15 protein-coding genes are annotated in these 16,674 nt (G+C 46.3%); 11 read left to right on the plus strand and 4 right to left on the minus strand.

All coding sequences use genetic code 11. From position 1 onward, the window contains the following. Positions 1-35 precede the first annotated feature (35 nt). The 7 genes from PBAL39_RS01250 to PBAL39_RS01280 all read left to right on the plus strand — a co-directional run bounded on the left by PBAL39_RS01250 (position 36) and on the right by PBAL39_RS01280 (position 8,048). On the plus strand, positions 36-1,517 hold the full coding sequence (locus tag PBAL39_RS01250; RefSeq protein WP_008237410.1) for a glycine--tRNA ligase: 1,482 nt from the start codon (positions 36-38) through the stop codon (positions 1,515-1,517). A gap of 133 nt (positions 1,518-1,650) precedes the next feature. After that, complete coding sequence (locus tag PBAL39_RS01255; protein ID WP_008237415.1) at positions 1,651-2,334, plus strand: CAP domain-containing protein; 684 nt, start codon at positions 1,651-1,653, stop codon at positions 2,332-2,334. 104 nt (positions 2,335-2,438) lie between these two features. After that, positions 2,439-4,367: an LTA synthase family protein gene (locus tag PBAL39_RS01260; protein ID WP_008237417.1), complete on the plus strand. Its 1,929-nt coding sequence runs from the start codon at positions 2,439-2,441 to the stop codon at positions 4,365-4,367. Between the two features lie 3 nt (positions 4,368-4,370). Beyond that, positions 4,371-4,856, plus strand: coding sequence for a GtrA family protein (locus tag PBAL39_RS01265; protein ID WP_008237420.1), 486 nt, complete (start codon positions 4,371-4,373; stop codon positions 4,854-4,856). A 106-nt stretch (positions 4,857-4,962) separates the two neighbouring features. Further along, positions 4,963-6,747, plus strand: coding sequence for an aromatic amino acid hydroxylase (locus PBAL39_RS01270; protein ID WP_008237422.1), 1,785 nt, complete (start codon positions 4,963-4,965; stop codon positions 6,745-6,747). Further along, a complete protein-coding gene (locus PBAL39_RS01275) occupies positions 6,748-7,449 on the plus strand; it encodes an SDR family oxidoreductase (protein ID WP_008237423.1) in 702 nt (233 codons plus the stop codon). It abuts the gene before it with no gap. Positions 7,450-7,511: 62 nt separating this feature from the next. Beyond that, the gene (locus PBAL39_RS01280; RefSeq protein ID WP_008237424.1) at positions 7,512-8,048 is read left to right on the plus strand and encodes a C40 family peptidase; all 537 of its coding nucleotides are present in this window, start codon (positions 7,512-7,514) and stop codon (positions 8,046-8,048) included. A 5-nt stretch (positions 8,049-8,053) separates the two neighbouring features. Here the strand turns inward: PBAL39_RS01280 and PBAL39_RS01285 are convergent, their stop codons facing one another. Both PBAL39_RS01285 and PBAL39_RS01290 read right to left on the minus strand, forming a co-directional pair. Beyond that, positions 8,054-8,941: a flavin reductase family protein gene (locus PBAL39_RS01285; protein WP_008237425.1), complete on the minus strand. Its 888-nt coding sequence runs from the start codon at positions 8,939-8,941 to the stop codon at positions 8,054-8,056. A 1-nt stretch (position 8,942) separates the two neighbouring features. Further along, a complete protein-coding gene (locus PBAL39_RS01290; protein WP_008237426.1) occupies positions 8,943-9,941 on the minus strand; it encodes a fumarylacetoacetate hydrolase family protein in 999 nt (332 codons plus the stop codon). A gap of 335 nt (positions 9,942-10,276) precedes the next feature. On the opposite strand from PBAL39_RS01290, the gene PBAL39_RS01295 reads away from it, so the two are divergent. From PBAL39_RS01295 to PBAL39_RS01305, 3 genes are all read left to right on the plus strand, one after another. Next, positions 10,277-11,443 carry a homogentisate 1,2-dioxygenase gene (locus PBAL39_RS01295; RefSeq protein WP_039865898.1) on the plus strand — a complete coding sequence of 389 codons (1,167 nt, stop codon included), beginning with the start codon at positions 10,277-10,279 and terminating at the stop codon, positions 11,441-11,443. 40 nt (positions 11,444-11,483) lie between these two features. Further along, on the plus strand, positions 11,484-12,614 hold the full coding sequence (gene hppD / locus PBAL39_RS01300) for a 4-hydroxyphenylpyruvate dioxygenase (RefSeq protein WP_039865967.1): 1,131 nt from the start codon (positions 11,484-11,486) through the stop codon (positions 12,612-12,614). Positions 12,615-12,802: 188 nt separating this feature from the next. Beyond that, a complete protein-coding gene (locus PBAL39_RS01305; RefSeq protein ID WP_008237430.1) occupies positions 12,803-13,723 on the plus strand; it encodes a YihY/virulence factor BrkB family protein in 921 nt (306 codons plus the stop codon). 18 nt (positions 13,724-13,741) lie between these two features. Here the strand turns inward: PBAL39_RS01305 and PBAL39_RS01310 are convergent, their stop codons facing one another. Then, entirely contained in the window at positions 13,742-14,023 is a 282-nt protein-coding gene (locus tag PBAL39_RS01310; RefSeq protein ID WP_008237431.1) for a hypothetical protein, read from the minus strand. Between the two features lie 113 nt (positions 14,024-14,136). Beyond that, positions 14,137-14,724: a porin family protein gene (locus tag PBAL39_RS01315; RefSeq protein ID WP_008237432.1), complete on the minus strand. Its 588-nt coding sequence runs from the start codon at positions 14,722-14,724 to the stop codon at positions 14,137-14,139. Positions 14,725-14,868: 144 nt separating this feature from the next. On the opposite strand from PBAL39_RS01315, the gene PBAL39_RS01320 reads away from it, so the two are divergent. Beyond that, the gene (locus tag PBAL39_RS01320; RefSeq protein WP_008237433.1) at positions 14,869-16,629 is read left to right on the plus strand and encodes a histidine kinase N-terminal 7TM domain-containing protein; all 1,761 of its coding nucleotides are present in this window, start codon (positions 14,869-14,871) and stop codon (positions 16,627-16,629) included. Positions 16,630-16,674 lie beyond the last annotated feature (45 nt).

The following is a 16,674-nucleotide window of genomic DNA, read 5'->3' on the forward strand; positions in this document are numbered from 1 at the left end:
CAATATCATTCCTAATCTTATATATTTGCAGTATTATGGCAAAGAACACTAACGACGAACAATTTAAAAATGTAATCTCCCATGCCAAGGAATATGGTTTTGTATTCCAGAGCAGTGAGATTTACGATGGACTAAGTGCTGTATATGATTACGGACAATTAGGCTCAGAACTAAAAAACAACATCAAGACATACTGGTGGAAAGCCATGGTACAAATGCATGAGAACATTGTGGGCATTGACGCTGCAATCTTTATGCACCCTAAAGTATGGAAAGCGAGCGGCCACGTCGATGGATTCAATGATCCGATGATTGATAACAAAGAATCCAAAAAACGTTATCGTGCCGATCAGCTGTTAGAAGATAAAATTGCCCGTTATGAGAAAGACGGAAAAACAGATAAAGCAGCACAGTTGCAGTCGGACATGGACCAGGCCCTGCAGGCGGAAGACCTTCCGAGGCTGAAAACGCTGATTGAAGAACATGAAATTGCATGCCCGGTGAGTGGCACCAGGAACTGGACTGAAGTACGCCAGTTCAACCTGATGTTCAGCACCCAGTTTGGTGCCATGGCTGAAGGTTCTGAGGAAGTATATCTGCGTCCGGAAACGGCACAGGGGATCTTTGTCAACTTCCTGAACGTACAGAAGACCGGCCGTATGAAGATCCCTTTCGGAATTGCACAGATTGGAAAGGCCTTCAGGAATGAGGTGATCGCCCGTCAGTTCATCATGCGTATGCGTGAATTTGAGCAGATGGAGATGCAGTTCTTTGTGCGCCCGGGAGAAGATGCAAAATGGTTTGCCTACTGGAAAGAAGCACGTCTGAAATGGCACCAGGCATTGGGTACCCCGGCAGACAAATACCGCTTCCACGATCACGTAAAGCTGGCGCATTATGCCAATGCCGCTACCGACATCGAATTTGAGTTCCCGTTCGGGTTCAAGGAAGTGGAAGGCATTCACAGCCGCACCGACTTCGACCTGTCGCAACACCAGCAGTTTTCAGGCAAAAAGATGCAGTATTTTGACAACGACCTGAACGAAGACGGTAAACCCTATGGAAACTACATCCCTTACGTGATTGAAACTTCCATCGGACTGGACCGTATGTTCCTGCTTACCATGATCAATGCTTTTGAGGAAGAAGACCTTAGCGAGGGTGAAAAACAAGACAGCAGAACGCTGCTTCGCCTGCACCCATGCCTGGCACCAGTAAAGGTGGCCATCTTCCCGCTGACTAAAAAAGACGGGCTGCCGGAAAAGGCAAAAGAGATCATGAACAGCCTGAAGCTTGACTTCAACTGTATCTATGAGGAGAAAGATGCGATTGGTAAACGCTACAGAAGACAGGACGCCATCGGTACGCCTTTCTGCGTAACGGTAGACCACCAGACCCTTGAAGACAATACCGTTACTGTCCGCCATCGCGACAGCATGGAACAGCAACGTATAGAAATCGAACATCTGGAGACATTGATTGCCAGCAAGGTAAGCTGGAAAAACCTGCTTCACTAGTTTAACACATACAGCTGAAACCTAGGTTTTAGCTCATCCGAATCCCTGACTCCGGCAAAAGAAACAGCCGGCATCAGGGATTCTTTATTTTTGCCGGCATACCATCTGGCCTTCATTTTGCGTTAATGCCAATATGAAAATGACATCCATCATCCTTGTAGCTATCTTTTCCTTATTTTCATCCTTGAATGCGGCGGCACAGGACCCTTCCGATTCGTGGACTAAGGAAGAGCTGCGCATGGCCAATACTGCCGGTGATGCCAGTTACCTCACAGGAGAAGAAAAAGACATCGTCATTTATATGAACCTTGCACGCATGGATGGCGAACGTTTCTTTGAAACCTATTTTCAGGATTTCGTAGATCAGCACAATGAGGAGATGCGACAGTACAGCAATTACAGTGAAATGAGGATCAGCAGGACTGACAACTACTACAGAACGCTGCAAAGAGACCTTTCTGCTACAAAAGGACTTCCGGTCCTATGGCCTGATGAGGCACTAAGCATCGTATCCAGGCAACATGGGCGCGACATGAACAAAAACAATTTTGCAGGCCATAACTCCAGCGATGGCCGCACCGCCAATGTACGTATCGGGAAGGCCTACCCCAAAAGGTCTAATGCGGAAAATCTAGCTTTTGGTTTCAGATCCGGGTTGGCCAATGTATGCATGCTGCTGCTGGATAAGGGCGTACCCAACTTCGGCCACCGTAAGGTGATCCTGAACAGCAGCACCAAACTCAATACGGTGGGTGTCAGCATACAACCGCACCGCCAGTACCGCTACAGTGCCGTGATCGACTTCGTGGCCCGGTAATCATCTTTTACAAGTCATATTCTTAAACACGCAGGCTTTCAATGTTAATTTAGTATCAACAAATCATTACCAATACTTAAATTTGCGGCGCTAAATTCAAGACCTTGAAAATAAACGACGCAAAAGCAGTCAACCTATATGTGGCACTGGCTTACCGGTTTCTGATCTTATTATTTTTTTATACGTTATGCCGCCTGGGCTTCTACCTGTCCAATCAATCGCTGTTTCATGACATCACGGTTCCGAAATACCTGTACATCCTCTATGGGGGATTGAAGTTCGATGTTTCCGCGCTGATCTACATCAACTCGGTATACCTGCTGATGAATGTGATCCCTTTTTCTTTCCGTTACCGTGACGGTTATCAGCAGTTTGCAAAATGGCTTTTTATCATCGCCAACAGTATAGGCATCATTTCCAATTTCATTGACTTTGCCTATTACCGGTACACGCTGAAACGGACGACTGCCACGGTATTCAGCCAGTTCAGCAATGAGCAAAACAAATTCAAACTGCTGGTAGACTTCAGCAAGGACTATTGGTATCTTTTCATTCTGCTGATCCTCTTCATATGGCTGTTCATCAAGCTATATGATCGGGTTAAAATAAAAAAAGAAACCAACTTCAACTGGGCCACCGGCGTTTTCCACCTGGTGCTCATGCTTGGTATTGCGGTGCTTTGCATTACCGGCGTACGTGGTGGCTGGGGTTTTGGCACCAGACCGATTACGCTGAGTAATGCAGGTGAGTATGTAGACACCCCTGATCAGATGAGTCTGGTACTCAACACACCATTTGCTATTTTCAGGACGCTGAAGGCATCAAAGCTCCACCCCATCAATACCTTTGACCAAAAAACACTCAACACGATTTACAATCCCATCCATCAGCCGGAAGGAAAAGGACCGTTCAAGAAACTGAATGTGGTCTTTCTCATCATCGAAAGCCTGGGTAAGGAGCATGTGGGCAGCCTCAATAAGGACATGATGAACGGCAAGTACAAAGGTTATACACCCTTCATTGATTCGCTGATTGGGGAGAGTTTCACCTTTAGTCATACTTATGCGAACGGACGTAAGTCTATTGATGCCTTGCCATCAGTAATCACCGGGGTACCTTCTATTGCAGAGCCTTTTGTCCTTTCTATCTATTCTGGCAACAAAACGACCAGCATCGCGCAGCTGTTGGGGGAGAAAGGTTACGAAACGGCATTTTTTCATGGTGCACCCAACGGCTCTATGGGATTTTCGTCCTACACGCATCTCGCGGGCATCAAGAAATATTTCGGGCAGAATGAATACCAGAAAGAAGGGGACAGTGATGGTACCTGGGGTATCTGGGATGAGCCCTTTATGCAGTATATGGCACATACGATGAACACCCTGAAGCAACCTTTCTTCAGCAGTTTCTTTTCACTTTCATCCCACCACCCCTTCCGGCTCCCGGAGGAATACCAGGGAAAATTCCCCAAAGGACCACTTCCAGTACAGGAAACGTTGGGTTATACAGACATGGCACTGCGTAAGTTCTTCCAAACGGCGTCGATCATGCCCTGGTTTAAAAATACGCTGTTCGTCCTGTGTGCAGACCATGCTACGGTATCACATTTCCCTGAATATCAGACTACCCCAGGTTATTTCTCCATTCCGATCGTCTTCTATTATCCCGGCGGAGACCTCAAAGGAAAAACAGACAAGCTGGTGCAGCAGATCGACATCATGCCAACGGTGCTGAACTATTTAAATTATGATAAGCCATATTTTGCGCTCGGTTTTGATGCATTTAACAAAAGAACAGATAACTTTGTGGTGAACAACAACGATGGGACCTTCAGTTTTTATCAAGGCGACTACTTCCTGAGCAATGACGGAAAAAGAAACATCTCCCTGTATAACCTGAAAACAGACCGGCTGAATAAGATCAACCTGCTGAATGAAGAACCAGAAGTGGCAAAAGATATGGAGAAACACCTGAAAGCATTTATACAACAGTATACCAATAGAATGATCGACAATAAATTAACTGCCAGATAAAGCATGCGGAAAGCTTTATTGAAGATCATTGACTTCTTTTATCCCCCGTTTTCCAAATGGCTCCCCCTGCATACCTTCCGTTACCTGTTTTCGGGCGGAACTACGGCCGGCTCATCCATTGTCATCTATTACATTGTGTACAACTGGGTACTGCAGCAGAAAGACATTTATCTTGATGTTCCGGTATTGCCTAAAATGATTACGGCCCCCGTTGCAGCGCTGGCGATAGAGTCTGTGCTGACTTTCATCATCGGCTTCATGCTCAACAAGTACCTCGTGTTTACACAATCTGATCTGAAGGGGCGCATTCAATTGTTCCGGTATGCATCAATAGTGGCAACCAATGTACTTCTCAACCTGGCCCTGCTGAAACTATTGGTCGAGGGTTTCGGCTTTTACGCTACGCCATCGAAGATGCTCATCACACTGCTGCTCGCCGTTTTCAGCTATTTCTCGCAGAAACATTTCTCGTTCAAGGTTAAAAAATAACATCGGCGCCTGTGTGGAAGATTAATTTCAACAATAAGGCGCCGGGACTAACACCGAAATACAGGATTTCAGTAACTTGGCTGCAATACCAAATTCTACCCAGGTAATGAGCACATTTAATGATTTTAACAATCCTCATGTTGCAAAGCTGCCCCGGCATCTGAGGCAGTTTATTGTAGAGCAGCACTACGAAAAATATACGCCTATTGATCAGGCAGTATGGCGTTATGTGATGCGCCAGAATTACAGCTACCTGAAACAGGTTGCTTTTTATCCCTACATCAAAGGCTTGCAACGGGCGGGATTGAGCATAGAATACATCCCCGATCTGCAGACCATGAACGACAACCTCGGCAAAATTGGCTGGGGCGCAGTAACAGTAGATGGGTTTATCCCCCCTGCGGCATTTATGGAATACCAGGCCTATCATGTGCTGGTGATTGCAGCCGATATCAGGCAGATCAACCACATTCAGTACACGCCAGCACCAGACATCATCCATGAATCGGCGGGACATGCACCCATTATTGCTGATGCCGACTACAACAGCTACCTCAGCTACTTTGGCTCCATCGGCGCCAGGGCTATGTTTTCTGCGCGCGATTTTGAGCTATATGAAGCCATTCGTAACCTGTCCATCCTGAAAGAAGCGGTGGATGCCAATGAGGTGGAGATCGCCAGGGCAGAAAAATTACTGCAGCAGATTTCGGAAAACATGGGCGAACCTTCTGAGATGGCCCTACTGGGCCGCCTGCACTGGTGGACAGTAGAATATGGCCTGATCGGCACCCTTGAGGATCCCAAAATCTACGGTGCGGGCCTCCTTTCCTCTATCGGCGAGAGCTCCAGCTGTATGAAAAGTGATGTACCAAAGCTCCCTTATACGATTGATGCCATCAATCACCCTTATGACATCACCAAAACACAACCACAGCTGTTTGTGACGGAAACCTTCCAGAACCTCATCGATGTACTGGAACAGTTTGCCGATACGATGGCATTCAGGCGGGGTGGTACGGAGAGTCTGGTGAAGGCAATGGAGTGTAAGAACCCTGCTACTGCGGTTTACAGCTCCGGCTTGCAGGTTACAGGAATATTTACCGATATCGGCATTGATCAGGATGATCAGCTGACCTTCATCAGGACCAAGGGGCCTTCTGCGCTTGCTGCCGGCGACAAACAGCTGGAGGGCCATGGCAAACACGAGCATAAAGATGGCTTTTCATCACCAGTGGGCAGGCTTCTTGGGGCCACAGTAGCACTTGAACACTACAGCAACACGCAGCTGTTGGAGGCAGGAATAACCATAGATGAGCGAGCGAGCCTGACATTTGCAAGCGGCATCAGCGTACAGGGCATTGCAAGGTATACCCGTCACCATGAAGGTAAGCTCATCCTTATTGGTTTTGAAGATTGTACATTGAAAGAGGCTAACGGCAACGTCCTGTTCCAGCCGGAATGGGGAGTATATGATATGGCTGTAGGAGAAAAGATTGTATCAGTATTCAATGGTGCTGCCGACAAGGACGCTTACGAAGAGCTTACCCATGTGAGCGATCAGCATACCCACAAGGTTACCTATGATGCGGCCACGCAGGAGCTGCATCACATCTACCGGGAGATCCGCAATATCCGCGAAGGAAAGGGCGATGTATCCAGCCTGGGCGGTTACTTTGAACTGCTGAAGACCAGCTTCAGGCAGGATTGGCTGGCCTCGATGGAAATCCTGGAGATCCTTTATCATAAGGCGATCCATCCGCAGCTCGAAAAAGAAGTACGCATCTATCTGGAGCTCAAGGCTGCGACAGAAACAGAATACCAGAAACTCATTAACGACGGCTTACATGTGATCCAGAATCCGGTAAGTCAATTGATTACAGAAGAAGATTAAATGAACATTGTACTAACAGGCGCCAGCAGCGGCATCGGCTTTGAAGCTGCTTTAGAATTATCGTTACAGAACACCAATACGATTGTGTGCATCGCACGGTCCGCAGACAAGCTGCGCAAGCTCCTGGAGATTGCCAGAGGGATCAACCCGGACTGCAACTTGCTTCCGGTAGAATTTGACATTGTCAATGACGACTATGCGGCATTGATGCCCTTCCTGAAGGAACGGCTGGGGACAGTCGACATTCTGATCAACAATGCAGGGGCACTGATCAACAAGCCCTTTATGGAAACTTCCAGCGCAGAACTCTTTGAGATGCTGGAAAGCAATGTGATGGGCCATTTCAATATGATCAAACACCTGGTTCCCTTGATGACTGCAGGGAGCCATATTGTCAACATCGGCAGTATGGGCGGCTTTCAGGGCAGTGTAAAATTCCCCGGGCTGGCGGCCTACTCTTCCAGCAAGGCGGCATTACATACGCTGACAGAATGTTTGGCCTTTGAGCTTGCAGAAACTGGCATTAAGGTGAACTGCCTGGCCCTGGGCTCCGCACAAACAGAAATGCTGGAGCAGGCCTTCCCCGGATACCAGTCGCCGGTAATGGCATTTGAAATGGGCAAGTATGTGGCCGACTTTGCCCGTACAGGGCACCGGTTTTTCAACGGGAAAATCATCCCTGTGGCGGTAACAACGCCGTAATCATCAAGTTATCAACATTATACATGTGCTAAGGATTTTTATAATATCTTTAGCACATTGATATGAAAAAAGTCCCTGTTTTATTCATTGTCCTGGTTTTATGTGCTTTTACCGGTAAAGCACAAAATGCAATCCCGCTCCAGTATCAGGAGATGGTGTCCAACCTCATGAAACACCTGCCTACTGAGGCACCTTCAGAAGCAAGGTCCACCAACAGGCTGCTCGATTTTGCGAAGTCCATGATTGGCATCCCTTATCGTTATGCATCCAGCAACCCTAAGGTTGGTTTTGACTGCTCCGGTTTTGTGAGTTATGTATTTCAGAATTTTGGCTTCAGGGTACCACGCTCGTCAAGGGAGTTCGCCACAAAAGGTGAGGCAAAGAAACTGGAAGATGCCCGTATTGGTGATGTGATCATCTTTACAGGCACCAACAGCCGTGTTCGCCGCGCCGGGCATGTGGGCATTGTGTATTCCATCGATGGTGATGAGATCAAGTTTATCCACTCTTCATCGGGCAACAAAAAAGGCGTGACGATCACGAGCCTCAATGAAGGTTTCTACAAGAAGCGGTTCATGAAGATCGTGAGCATCCTTTAGTTCCTTTATAATAGTACAATCTTCAACGCATCCGCCACATTTCCATTTCTGAGGAGCAATTGCGCCAGCTCATGCAGTTCACGTTCACGGTTTACAGCATCGCCGATGGTGGCATCCAGCACCTCCTTGACCTGATGCATGGTGCGCATTGCGTCCACGTCGTCATCAGAAGGCAGCTCTTCCACATTTCCGAGGATGCCCAGGTCGTTGCCGGTGAGCACCATGGAATGCCTGACCTGTTTAGGCAGTGCATCGACGCCGATGCCCAGTGTAGTTAAAGGCTTGGCCACCTTAAACAGGTTTTCAGGTGTCACCCGGCAATACCAGTCGCCTCCCAGCCTTGCCACCAGGTCAATTTTCACCTGATCGATTTTGCCCTCCTCATCGAGGATGTCCTCATGGATGTGTATCCTTTTGATTTCTGCGAGGATGAGGTTTCCTGCGCCGGGGCGTTCACCGAGCTGAATGACCTCAGTAATGGTACATTCCATCTGCACCGGCGCTTCAGCCACACGCGGTGGCCTGACCAGATCGGAAGGCAGCATGGTAAATCCGGCTTTTTCAAACTCGTTAATCCCTTTCGCATATTCCGTGCTGCTGAGGCTCATCTGCTGCACCATGGAATAATTGACGATGTTGATGACACATTCTTTTACCTGGAGCACATTTTCCAGTGTATGTTTAGTCGTATTGTCCCTCACCCTACGTGCGGGTGAAAAGATGCACAATGGCGGGTTAGTACTAAACAGGTTGAAAAAGCTAAAGGGGCTCAGGTTTACTTGGCCGTCGAGGTCAATGGTCGTTGCAAAACATATAGGCCTCGGCGCGATGGCATACTGAAGGTAATTCTGCAGTTGCGCCGGGCCGAGGGTACTTACATCAATCGTCAGCATCTTATTTTTTCTTCAGATCAAGGATAGAGAATGTGGTATCGGCCTTCCTGATGGTGTTGCTGAGGTGGCCAAGACCTGTAATTTCCATCTCCACCACATCGCCATCCTGTAACCACTGAGGTTTAAAATCAGGCTCATTCAGCAATCCCGTGCCGTTGAGTTCCAGGAAACATCCCGTGCCCACTGTTCCGGAGCCGATCACATCACCAGGAAGAATGTCAGCACCATAGGCACATCGTTCTATAATTTCGGCAAAGGTCCAATCCATATCGGCCATGTTTCCCGAAGATACCTGTTGCCCATTGACCAGGCATTTCATCTCCAGGTTGTAGCTGATGCCGGTATGCCCAGACTTAGCCGCTGTTTTATAGACCTCCAGCTCATCAGGTGTGACCAGCCAGGGGCCGATTACGGTAGAAAAATCTTTCCCTTTTGCAGGCCCCAGGTTGAGCAGCATTTCTTCCATCTGCAGCGTTCTGGCGCTCATGTCGTTCATGATCATGTATCCGGCTATATAATCATCTGCCTCTGCAGCGGTGATGTTCCTGCCTTTTTTGCCGATCACAATGGCCACCTCCAGCTCAAAGTCGAGCTTCTGGAAATGATCAGGCATACATTCAATTTCACCAGGCCCCTGAATGGCATTGTGATTGGTAAAGTAGAAGATTGGATATTGGTCAAATTCGGCGATCATTTCTACTTTTCGGTTTCTGCGGGCCGCTGCCACGTGCTGGCGGAAAGCATAGCCATCCCTGCAGGAGGTAGGATGAGGAATCGGTGCCAGCAGTTCGTAAAAGGCCTCTTCTTTCGGCTGTATGTCTCCCGCTTTGATCTGTGCATCGATCTTTTTCGCACGGCCCATTAATTCCGTTCCTCCCTGCAGGAATGCATTCATCTCATCAGGCAGCAGTTTATCACAGGAATTCAGGTTGTAGATATGTCCGTTTACAAAAACACCCAGGTGTTCTATGTCTTCCGTTTTGTAAGATACAAGCTTCATATATTCAGTTATTTTTTATGACTAGTTCAAAGCTATAGAAAATAAAGCCAAAGCGGTAGATAAAAATATACCTGCAGATATATCTGTGGCAATGTTTGTTGATTAAAAAAATATTTCATTAATTTAGCTGACGTAAAAGATGAACCATCAACTACTATATCAGGATCAGGTTGCCAAACAAGCATTGGCTGCTTTCAGGTATGCGATGCTTTCCAAGCTCATCTTTGCCCAGTACTCCATATAGCATTCTACATAGCAGTTCCCGCTATTTAAGGTAAAACGTCTGCGACGTTGTTCCTGTTATCCTTACTATTCTAACCAAATCCACCTAAGTTATGCCTATTTATCATACTTTAGGAACCATACCCGCCAAGCGTCACACCATCTTCAGAAAACCAGATGGGGATTTATACGCCGAGGAGCTGGTTTCCACCGAAGGGTTCTCAAGCTTATATTCGCTTGTCTACCATTGCCACCCGCCAACAATAGTTAAGTCGTTGGGAGAGCCGTATTCTGTCGAGCCCAAAATTGCGCGCGAGAAACACCTGCGTCACACCAGCCTCATTGGCTTCAACATCAAACCCGAAGACGACTATCTGGAGAGCAGAAAAGCAGTACTGGTCAACAGTGACCTCCACATCTCCCTGGCAGCGCCGAGAAAGTCGATGACCGACTACTTCTATAAAAACAGTCAGGCTGACGAAGTGATCTTCATTCATGAAGGATCAGGAACGCTAAAAACGGGGTTTGGAAAGATAGAGTTTGCCTATGGCGACTACCTGGTGGTTCCTCGTGGGACCATTTACCAGCTGGAGTTCGATACAGCGCAAAACCGCTTGTTTATCGTGGAGAGCTTCAGCCCAATCCGCTCGCCAAAAAGATACAGAAATGAGTACGGCCAGCTGATGGAACACTCCCCCTACTGTGAACGTGACATCAAACGGCCTACAGACCTGGAGACCATAGATGCTTTCGGAGATTTTAAGGTACTCATCAAAAAGCAGGGCCTGATTTATCCATATACATATGGCACACATCCGTTCGATTTTGTGGGATGGGACGGTTTCCATTACCCGTGGGCCTTTTCGATCCATGATTTTGAACCGATTACAGGGCGACTGCATCAGCCTCCTCCTGTACACCAGACTTTCGAAGGGCACAATTTTGTCATCTGTTCTTTCGTACCACGTAAGTACGACTACCACCCCCTGTCTATCCCTGCGCCCTACAACCATAGCAATGTCGATAGCGATGAAGTATTGTACTACGTAGACGGCGATTTCATGAGCCGAAAAAGTGTGGTGAAAGGCCAGATCACTTTACATCCAGGAGGTATTCCACATGGGCCACACCCAGGTACAGTGGAGAAATCCATTGGCAAGGAAAAAACCGAAGAGCTGGCGGTCATGATCGATCCCTTCAGGCCGCTGATGCTCACCGAAGATGCCATCAACATTGAAGATGAAAGCTACCACAAAAGCTGGCAGCAAAACATCGAATAACCAAACATTCAACGACCATCCATACATTTCAACAGAAATCATGAGTACACAAACATTTGCGGAAAAGATAGCCAAGGCGCAGGATTTCCTTCCAATTAACGGAACGGATTATATAGAATTTTACGTGGGCAACGCGAAACAAGCTGCACACTATTATAAGACAGCATTCGGCTTCCAGTCGCTGGCCTATGCGGGACCAGAGACCGGAGTCCGGGACCGTGCGTCATACGTATTAAAGCAGGGAAAAATCAGGCTGGTACTGACTACCGCCATGAGGTCGGACCATCCGATTTCGGCGCATGTAAAAAACCATGGCGATGGCGTAAAGGTACTTGCGCTATGGGTCGACGATGCGTACAGCGCTTTCGAGGAGACCACCAAACGCGGTGCGCGACCTTACCTGGAGCCTGTCACCCAAAGGGACGAGCATGGCGAAGTGCGCATGTCGGGCATTTATACTTATGGGGAGACGGTGCACATGTTCATTGAACGCAAGAACTATACCGGTACATTTTTACCCGGATATCAGGACTGGAACAGTGAGTACCAGCCATCGGATGCTGGATTGCTGTACATCGACCATTGTGTAGGCAACGTAGGCTGGAACAGGATGAACGAAACTGTACAGTGGTATGAGGATGTCATGGGCTTTGTCAACATTCTTTCTTTTGATGACAAACAGATCAACACCGAATATTCGGCGCTGATGAGCAAGGTGATGAGCAATGGTAATGGTTTTTCAAAATTTCCGATCAACGAACCTGCAGAGGGGAAAAAGAAATCTCAGATTGAAGAATATTTAGAATTTTATGAAGGCGAAGGGGTGCAGCACATTGCTGTGGCAACAAAAGATATTTTGTCGACAGTAAGGCAGTTAAAATCTCGAGGGGTTGAGTTTTTAAGTGCACCACCTGAAGCCTACTATAACATGATGCCCAACCGTGTGGGTGAAATCGACGAGGAGATTGCGCAGCTGAAGGAACTTGGCATCCTGGTAGACTGCGATGAAGAGGGCTACCTGTTACAGATTTTCACAAAACCTGTCGAAGACCGCCCTACTCTGTTCTTTGAGATCATCCAGAGAAAGGGTGCACAATCCTTCGGTGCAGGAAATTTCAAGGCTTTATTTGAGTCGCTGGAACGTGAGCAGGAGCTCCGCGGAAACCTTTAAGGTCGCTTCCAGAAGCATTTTAATTTAACACCACAACTATTATTTCATAAACAACTGGGAACCGGGGCTGGAAACAGCTTCGGTTTTTTTGCATTGACGGGCTTTTCCGAACGCTTCAATTTTCAGCTTAGGCCGGTGTAAACCAAAAAAAATGACTATTTTCGGACTTTAGGACTACAAAGTTAAGCATGGATAAAAGCATCATCAGTAAGATAAAACTGTTTTTCATCAGGTTTGGAGCTGCATTTAAGTTGTTTCAGCATAATGATCCGCTACGTCTGGCTGGTGCAACTGCTTTCTTTGCAAACTTTGCCATCCCTCCAATACTGATCATCCTGATTCGGCTTTTTGGATATTTTGTTGACCGGAAGCTACTTGCGAACAGGCTTTTTGAGCGACTGGCTGATCTCCTTGACGACAGCAGCACGAGTCAGATCCGGCAAACCCTCATGAACATCAGGGCAGTTGACCACCAGTGGTATGCAACCTTGCTGAGCTTTGTATTTTTCATTTTCGTTGCTACGACATTGTTTAATGTCATTAAAAATTCCATGGATCAGATCTGGTCCATCGCCAAGAAACCCCATCAGGGATTTTTTTTTACGCTAAAATTGAGGGCGCGTTCCTTTATCATCATCCTGCTGGCAGGAATTCTCTTTTTTGTAGGATTGCTGACAGACAGTGTTCAGGCATTTATTGGCATATACCTCAATAATGCAGCGCCGACATTCGGGAAGTTTTTTCTTTCAATTCTAAATCAGTTGCTTTTTGTGGCAATTGTAACCATCTGGTTTACCATACTTTTTCGCTTTCTCACCAATGGCCGCCCGACCTGGGCATCTGCGATCCATGGGGGTATATTTACCGGAATCCTGTTCACCATCGGAAAATTTATACTGCGGATAATGTTGCCAATGAGTGGTATCGGTAACATTTATGGCACCTCGGGCTCAATTGTGCTGATCATGCTATTTGTCTTCTACTCTTCTTTTATATTCTATTTCGGGTCCTGTTATGTTAAGGTGTTAAGCGACGACAAAAACAAGCCCATACGACCAATCAAGGGGACGTTCAATTATGAGATCAAAGAAGTAATTAAAGAAGGCTAGCAAACACAAAAACGCTAATTAACAAACCTGTCGGGGCAAGATCTGCTCAAATCCCTGCATTTCAAATACGGCCAGTTTATTCAGGAGGTTATAATGGAGGGTACCAAAGAAATTGATCACACCATCTTTATTCCAGCCTTCGATACAAATGTTCTCCCTGACGATCTCACGGTGTTGTAAATTCTGGTCAGACAAAACCACCTCTTCGTCCTGAATACGGACATCATTCTGGTCGATAGAAAACTGTCTCAACAACTCTGCAAAGCTGTTTCCATTCAAAAGTAATTCCTTGATGTTCATAATTGTATAATATTAAGTTAGCATGGAATTAATCAACAATTTTAAAGCCAAAAAAAAAGGGTAAAACGTTTAACGTTTACCCTTTTTGCGAATTTTATTCGTTTTTTTTTGGCTTAGAACAACCTGTAAGCCAGACCTATAGTGAAAAGTCCTAATTTTTTAGCTGCTAAATCGTCTTTTCCTATTTTTGACAGTCCCTGTTCGTACCTGAGGTCAACACCCAGCTTACTGACATCCAGTCCGGCGCCGAACTGCCAGCCAACATTCTGATCTTTGAAGCGTCCACGAATGGCACTGCCCGCAGCATCTCCCAGAGATTGGTCATCATTAAGGATAAAGGAGAATACCGGTCCAGTGTTCAGGCGAAGTCCAATTCCTGCGGCACCTATTTTTGTACCTACTAATATGGGTACATCCAGACTGGTAAATTTCACTTTATTCTGAACCCCGTTGGCATCTTCCAACGTGGTATTTTTCCCCGAAAGGTAAAGTTCCGGCTGAAGATGGATCCCAGCTGCTCCGATACGTGCCCAGACACCACCATAGTATCCTGCTCTGTTATCGCTGCTGAAAGTATTTTCAGTGCTGAATTTAGATAAATTGACACCTCCTTTTAATCCGAATTGAAAACTTGGTAAAACCTGACTAAAAGCAGTTACATTTGCGCAAAGCAATAATGCCGAGATAATTATTTTTTTCATGATGGAATGATATGTGTTTAATAATTCAGTAAAACTAAGAATATTTTCAATTGATAACTTAAATACGTAGTTTTATCATAACAACCATAAAAGAACTATATTGTTTTTAAAAGGGCCATACCACTGCAGCCTGTCTTTATATTAATGGATTTCACATTCAACACCTATTCGGTAATCCTCCTTTTTTTCGGAACAGTAACCATCATCCTTCCTTACTATATTTACAGGAGTAGCGAGGGGGCTGTAAGATGGTTCAGTTTTGCGATGTTATCCAATGCCATCTGGTGCCTTGGTTACGGCTTTGAGCTGGCTAGTTCAGACCTGGAGCAGGTTAAGGTATTTGTCGACATTCAGTATATTGGCATCACTACCTTACCCGTATACTGGCTATTGTTCTGCATGAAACTTTCTGGTCTGGAGAAATGGTACCAGCGGCGGTTGAATGCTTATCTGTTATGCTTCATGACGTTGATCAGCTGTATCATGGTCTGGACAAACGACCATCACCATTTTTATTACAAGGAGATGCACATCGATTTTACAGAAAAAATCCCGCTGCTCTCTTTTAAACGGGGCACTGGTTATCTTCTGTTCACGATTTACTTTTACATCACCTTGCTGGTTGCGAACATCCTGCTTTACATCAGCTATAAAAAATCTGCTCCTATTTACAAAAGGCAGAGATACAGCATCATATTTTCCTCAACCATTCCGTGGATGGCCAACTTCTGTTATCTCCTGGGGCTGCGGCCGTTTGGAAACATGGACATCACGCCCTTTTCATTTATCATTTCTGTCTTTGTCGTGGCCATTGCCGTACATCGGTTCAGGTTATTTGATATTATACCCGTGGCCCGCGAGAAGGTATTGGACCTGATGCAGGATGGCTTTCTAATTGTGGACGACCGGCATAGGATCATCGACTACAACAAAGCTGCAGTACAATATATACAGCCCGGCCAAAAGATTGTGGGCATGCCCATGAAAATCGCCTTCCCAGATCAGGAAGAAATGTTGAACTTCATCAAGAACGAGCGTTCAGGCAAGGTCGTTTTGACCATGGAGCGTTTGAAAGGCACAGTCCACCTGGAGGCTGAAATCCAGCTGCTGAATGAAAATGAGCTGAATAGCAATACAACCATCATCCGTTTGCAGGACTTGACACAAATAAAAAAGGAGGAGCTCCGCTCACTGCAGCAGACCGAGGAACTGAAACGGCTCAACCAACTCAAAGACCGGATATTTTCGATCATCTCCCATGACCTTCGGGGGCCCCTGGTGAACCTCTCGGAAGTGATCAAAATGATTTCCAACGACCTCATTACCATCGAGGAATTCAAGATGCTCTCGCCAACACTAAGCAAAGACATTTTATATACTACCGACCTTCTGGAGAACATATTGCACTGGTCGAGGAGCCAGCTTAGTGGGTACGGCATAAAAAAAGAGCATTTCGACCTACGCAGTATGGTGGTCAACGAGATCAACTACTACCTGCCCTCGGCAGCCTCGAAGAAAATCAGCATCATTCAGGACGTCTTTCCGGGTAAGCTGGTATATGCAGACATGCTGATGGTACAAATTGTGGTAAGAAACCTGCTGAACAATGCCATTAAATTCTGTTATGAAGGTTGCCAGATTGATGTGTTTGCAATGTACCACAAATCCGGGATGATGGAACTCTGTATTATGGACAATGGTGCAGGCATGGAGGAGCAGGTGCTGAAAAAACTGTTTAGCGGAGAAAATCAGTCGACAAGAGGCACTATGAATGAGAAAGGAACCGGACTGGGATTGATGGTATGTAAAGAATTTATGGAACGTAATAATGGGAGTATCAAGGTAGAAAGTGAAACCGGAAAAGGAACGAAATTTTTCATTTACTTACCTATAGCACCAGAATAACATAAAAAAGAGAAGCTTTATGGCTTCTCTTTTTCTATTTGATGT

Source organism: Pedobacter sp. BAL39 (genome assembly GCF_000170795.1).
Taxonomy (GTDB): Bacteria; Bacteroidota; Bacteroidia; order Sphingobacteriales; family Sphingobacteriaceae; genus Pedobacter.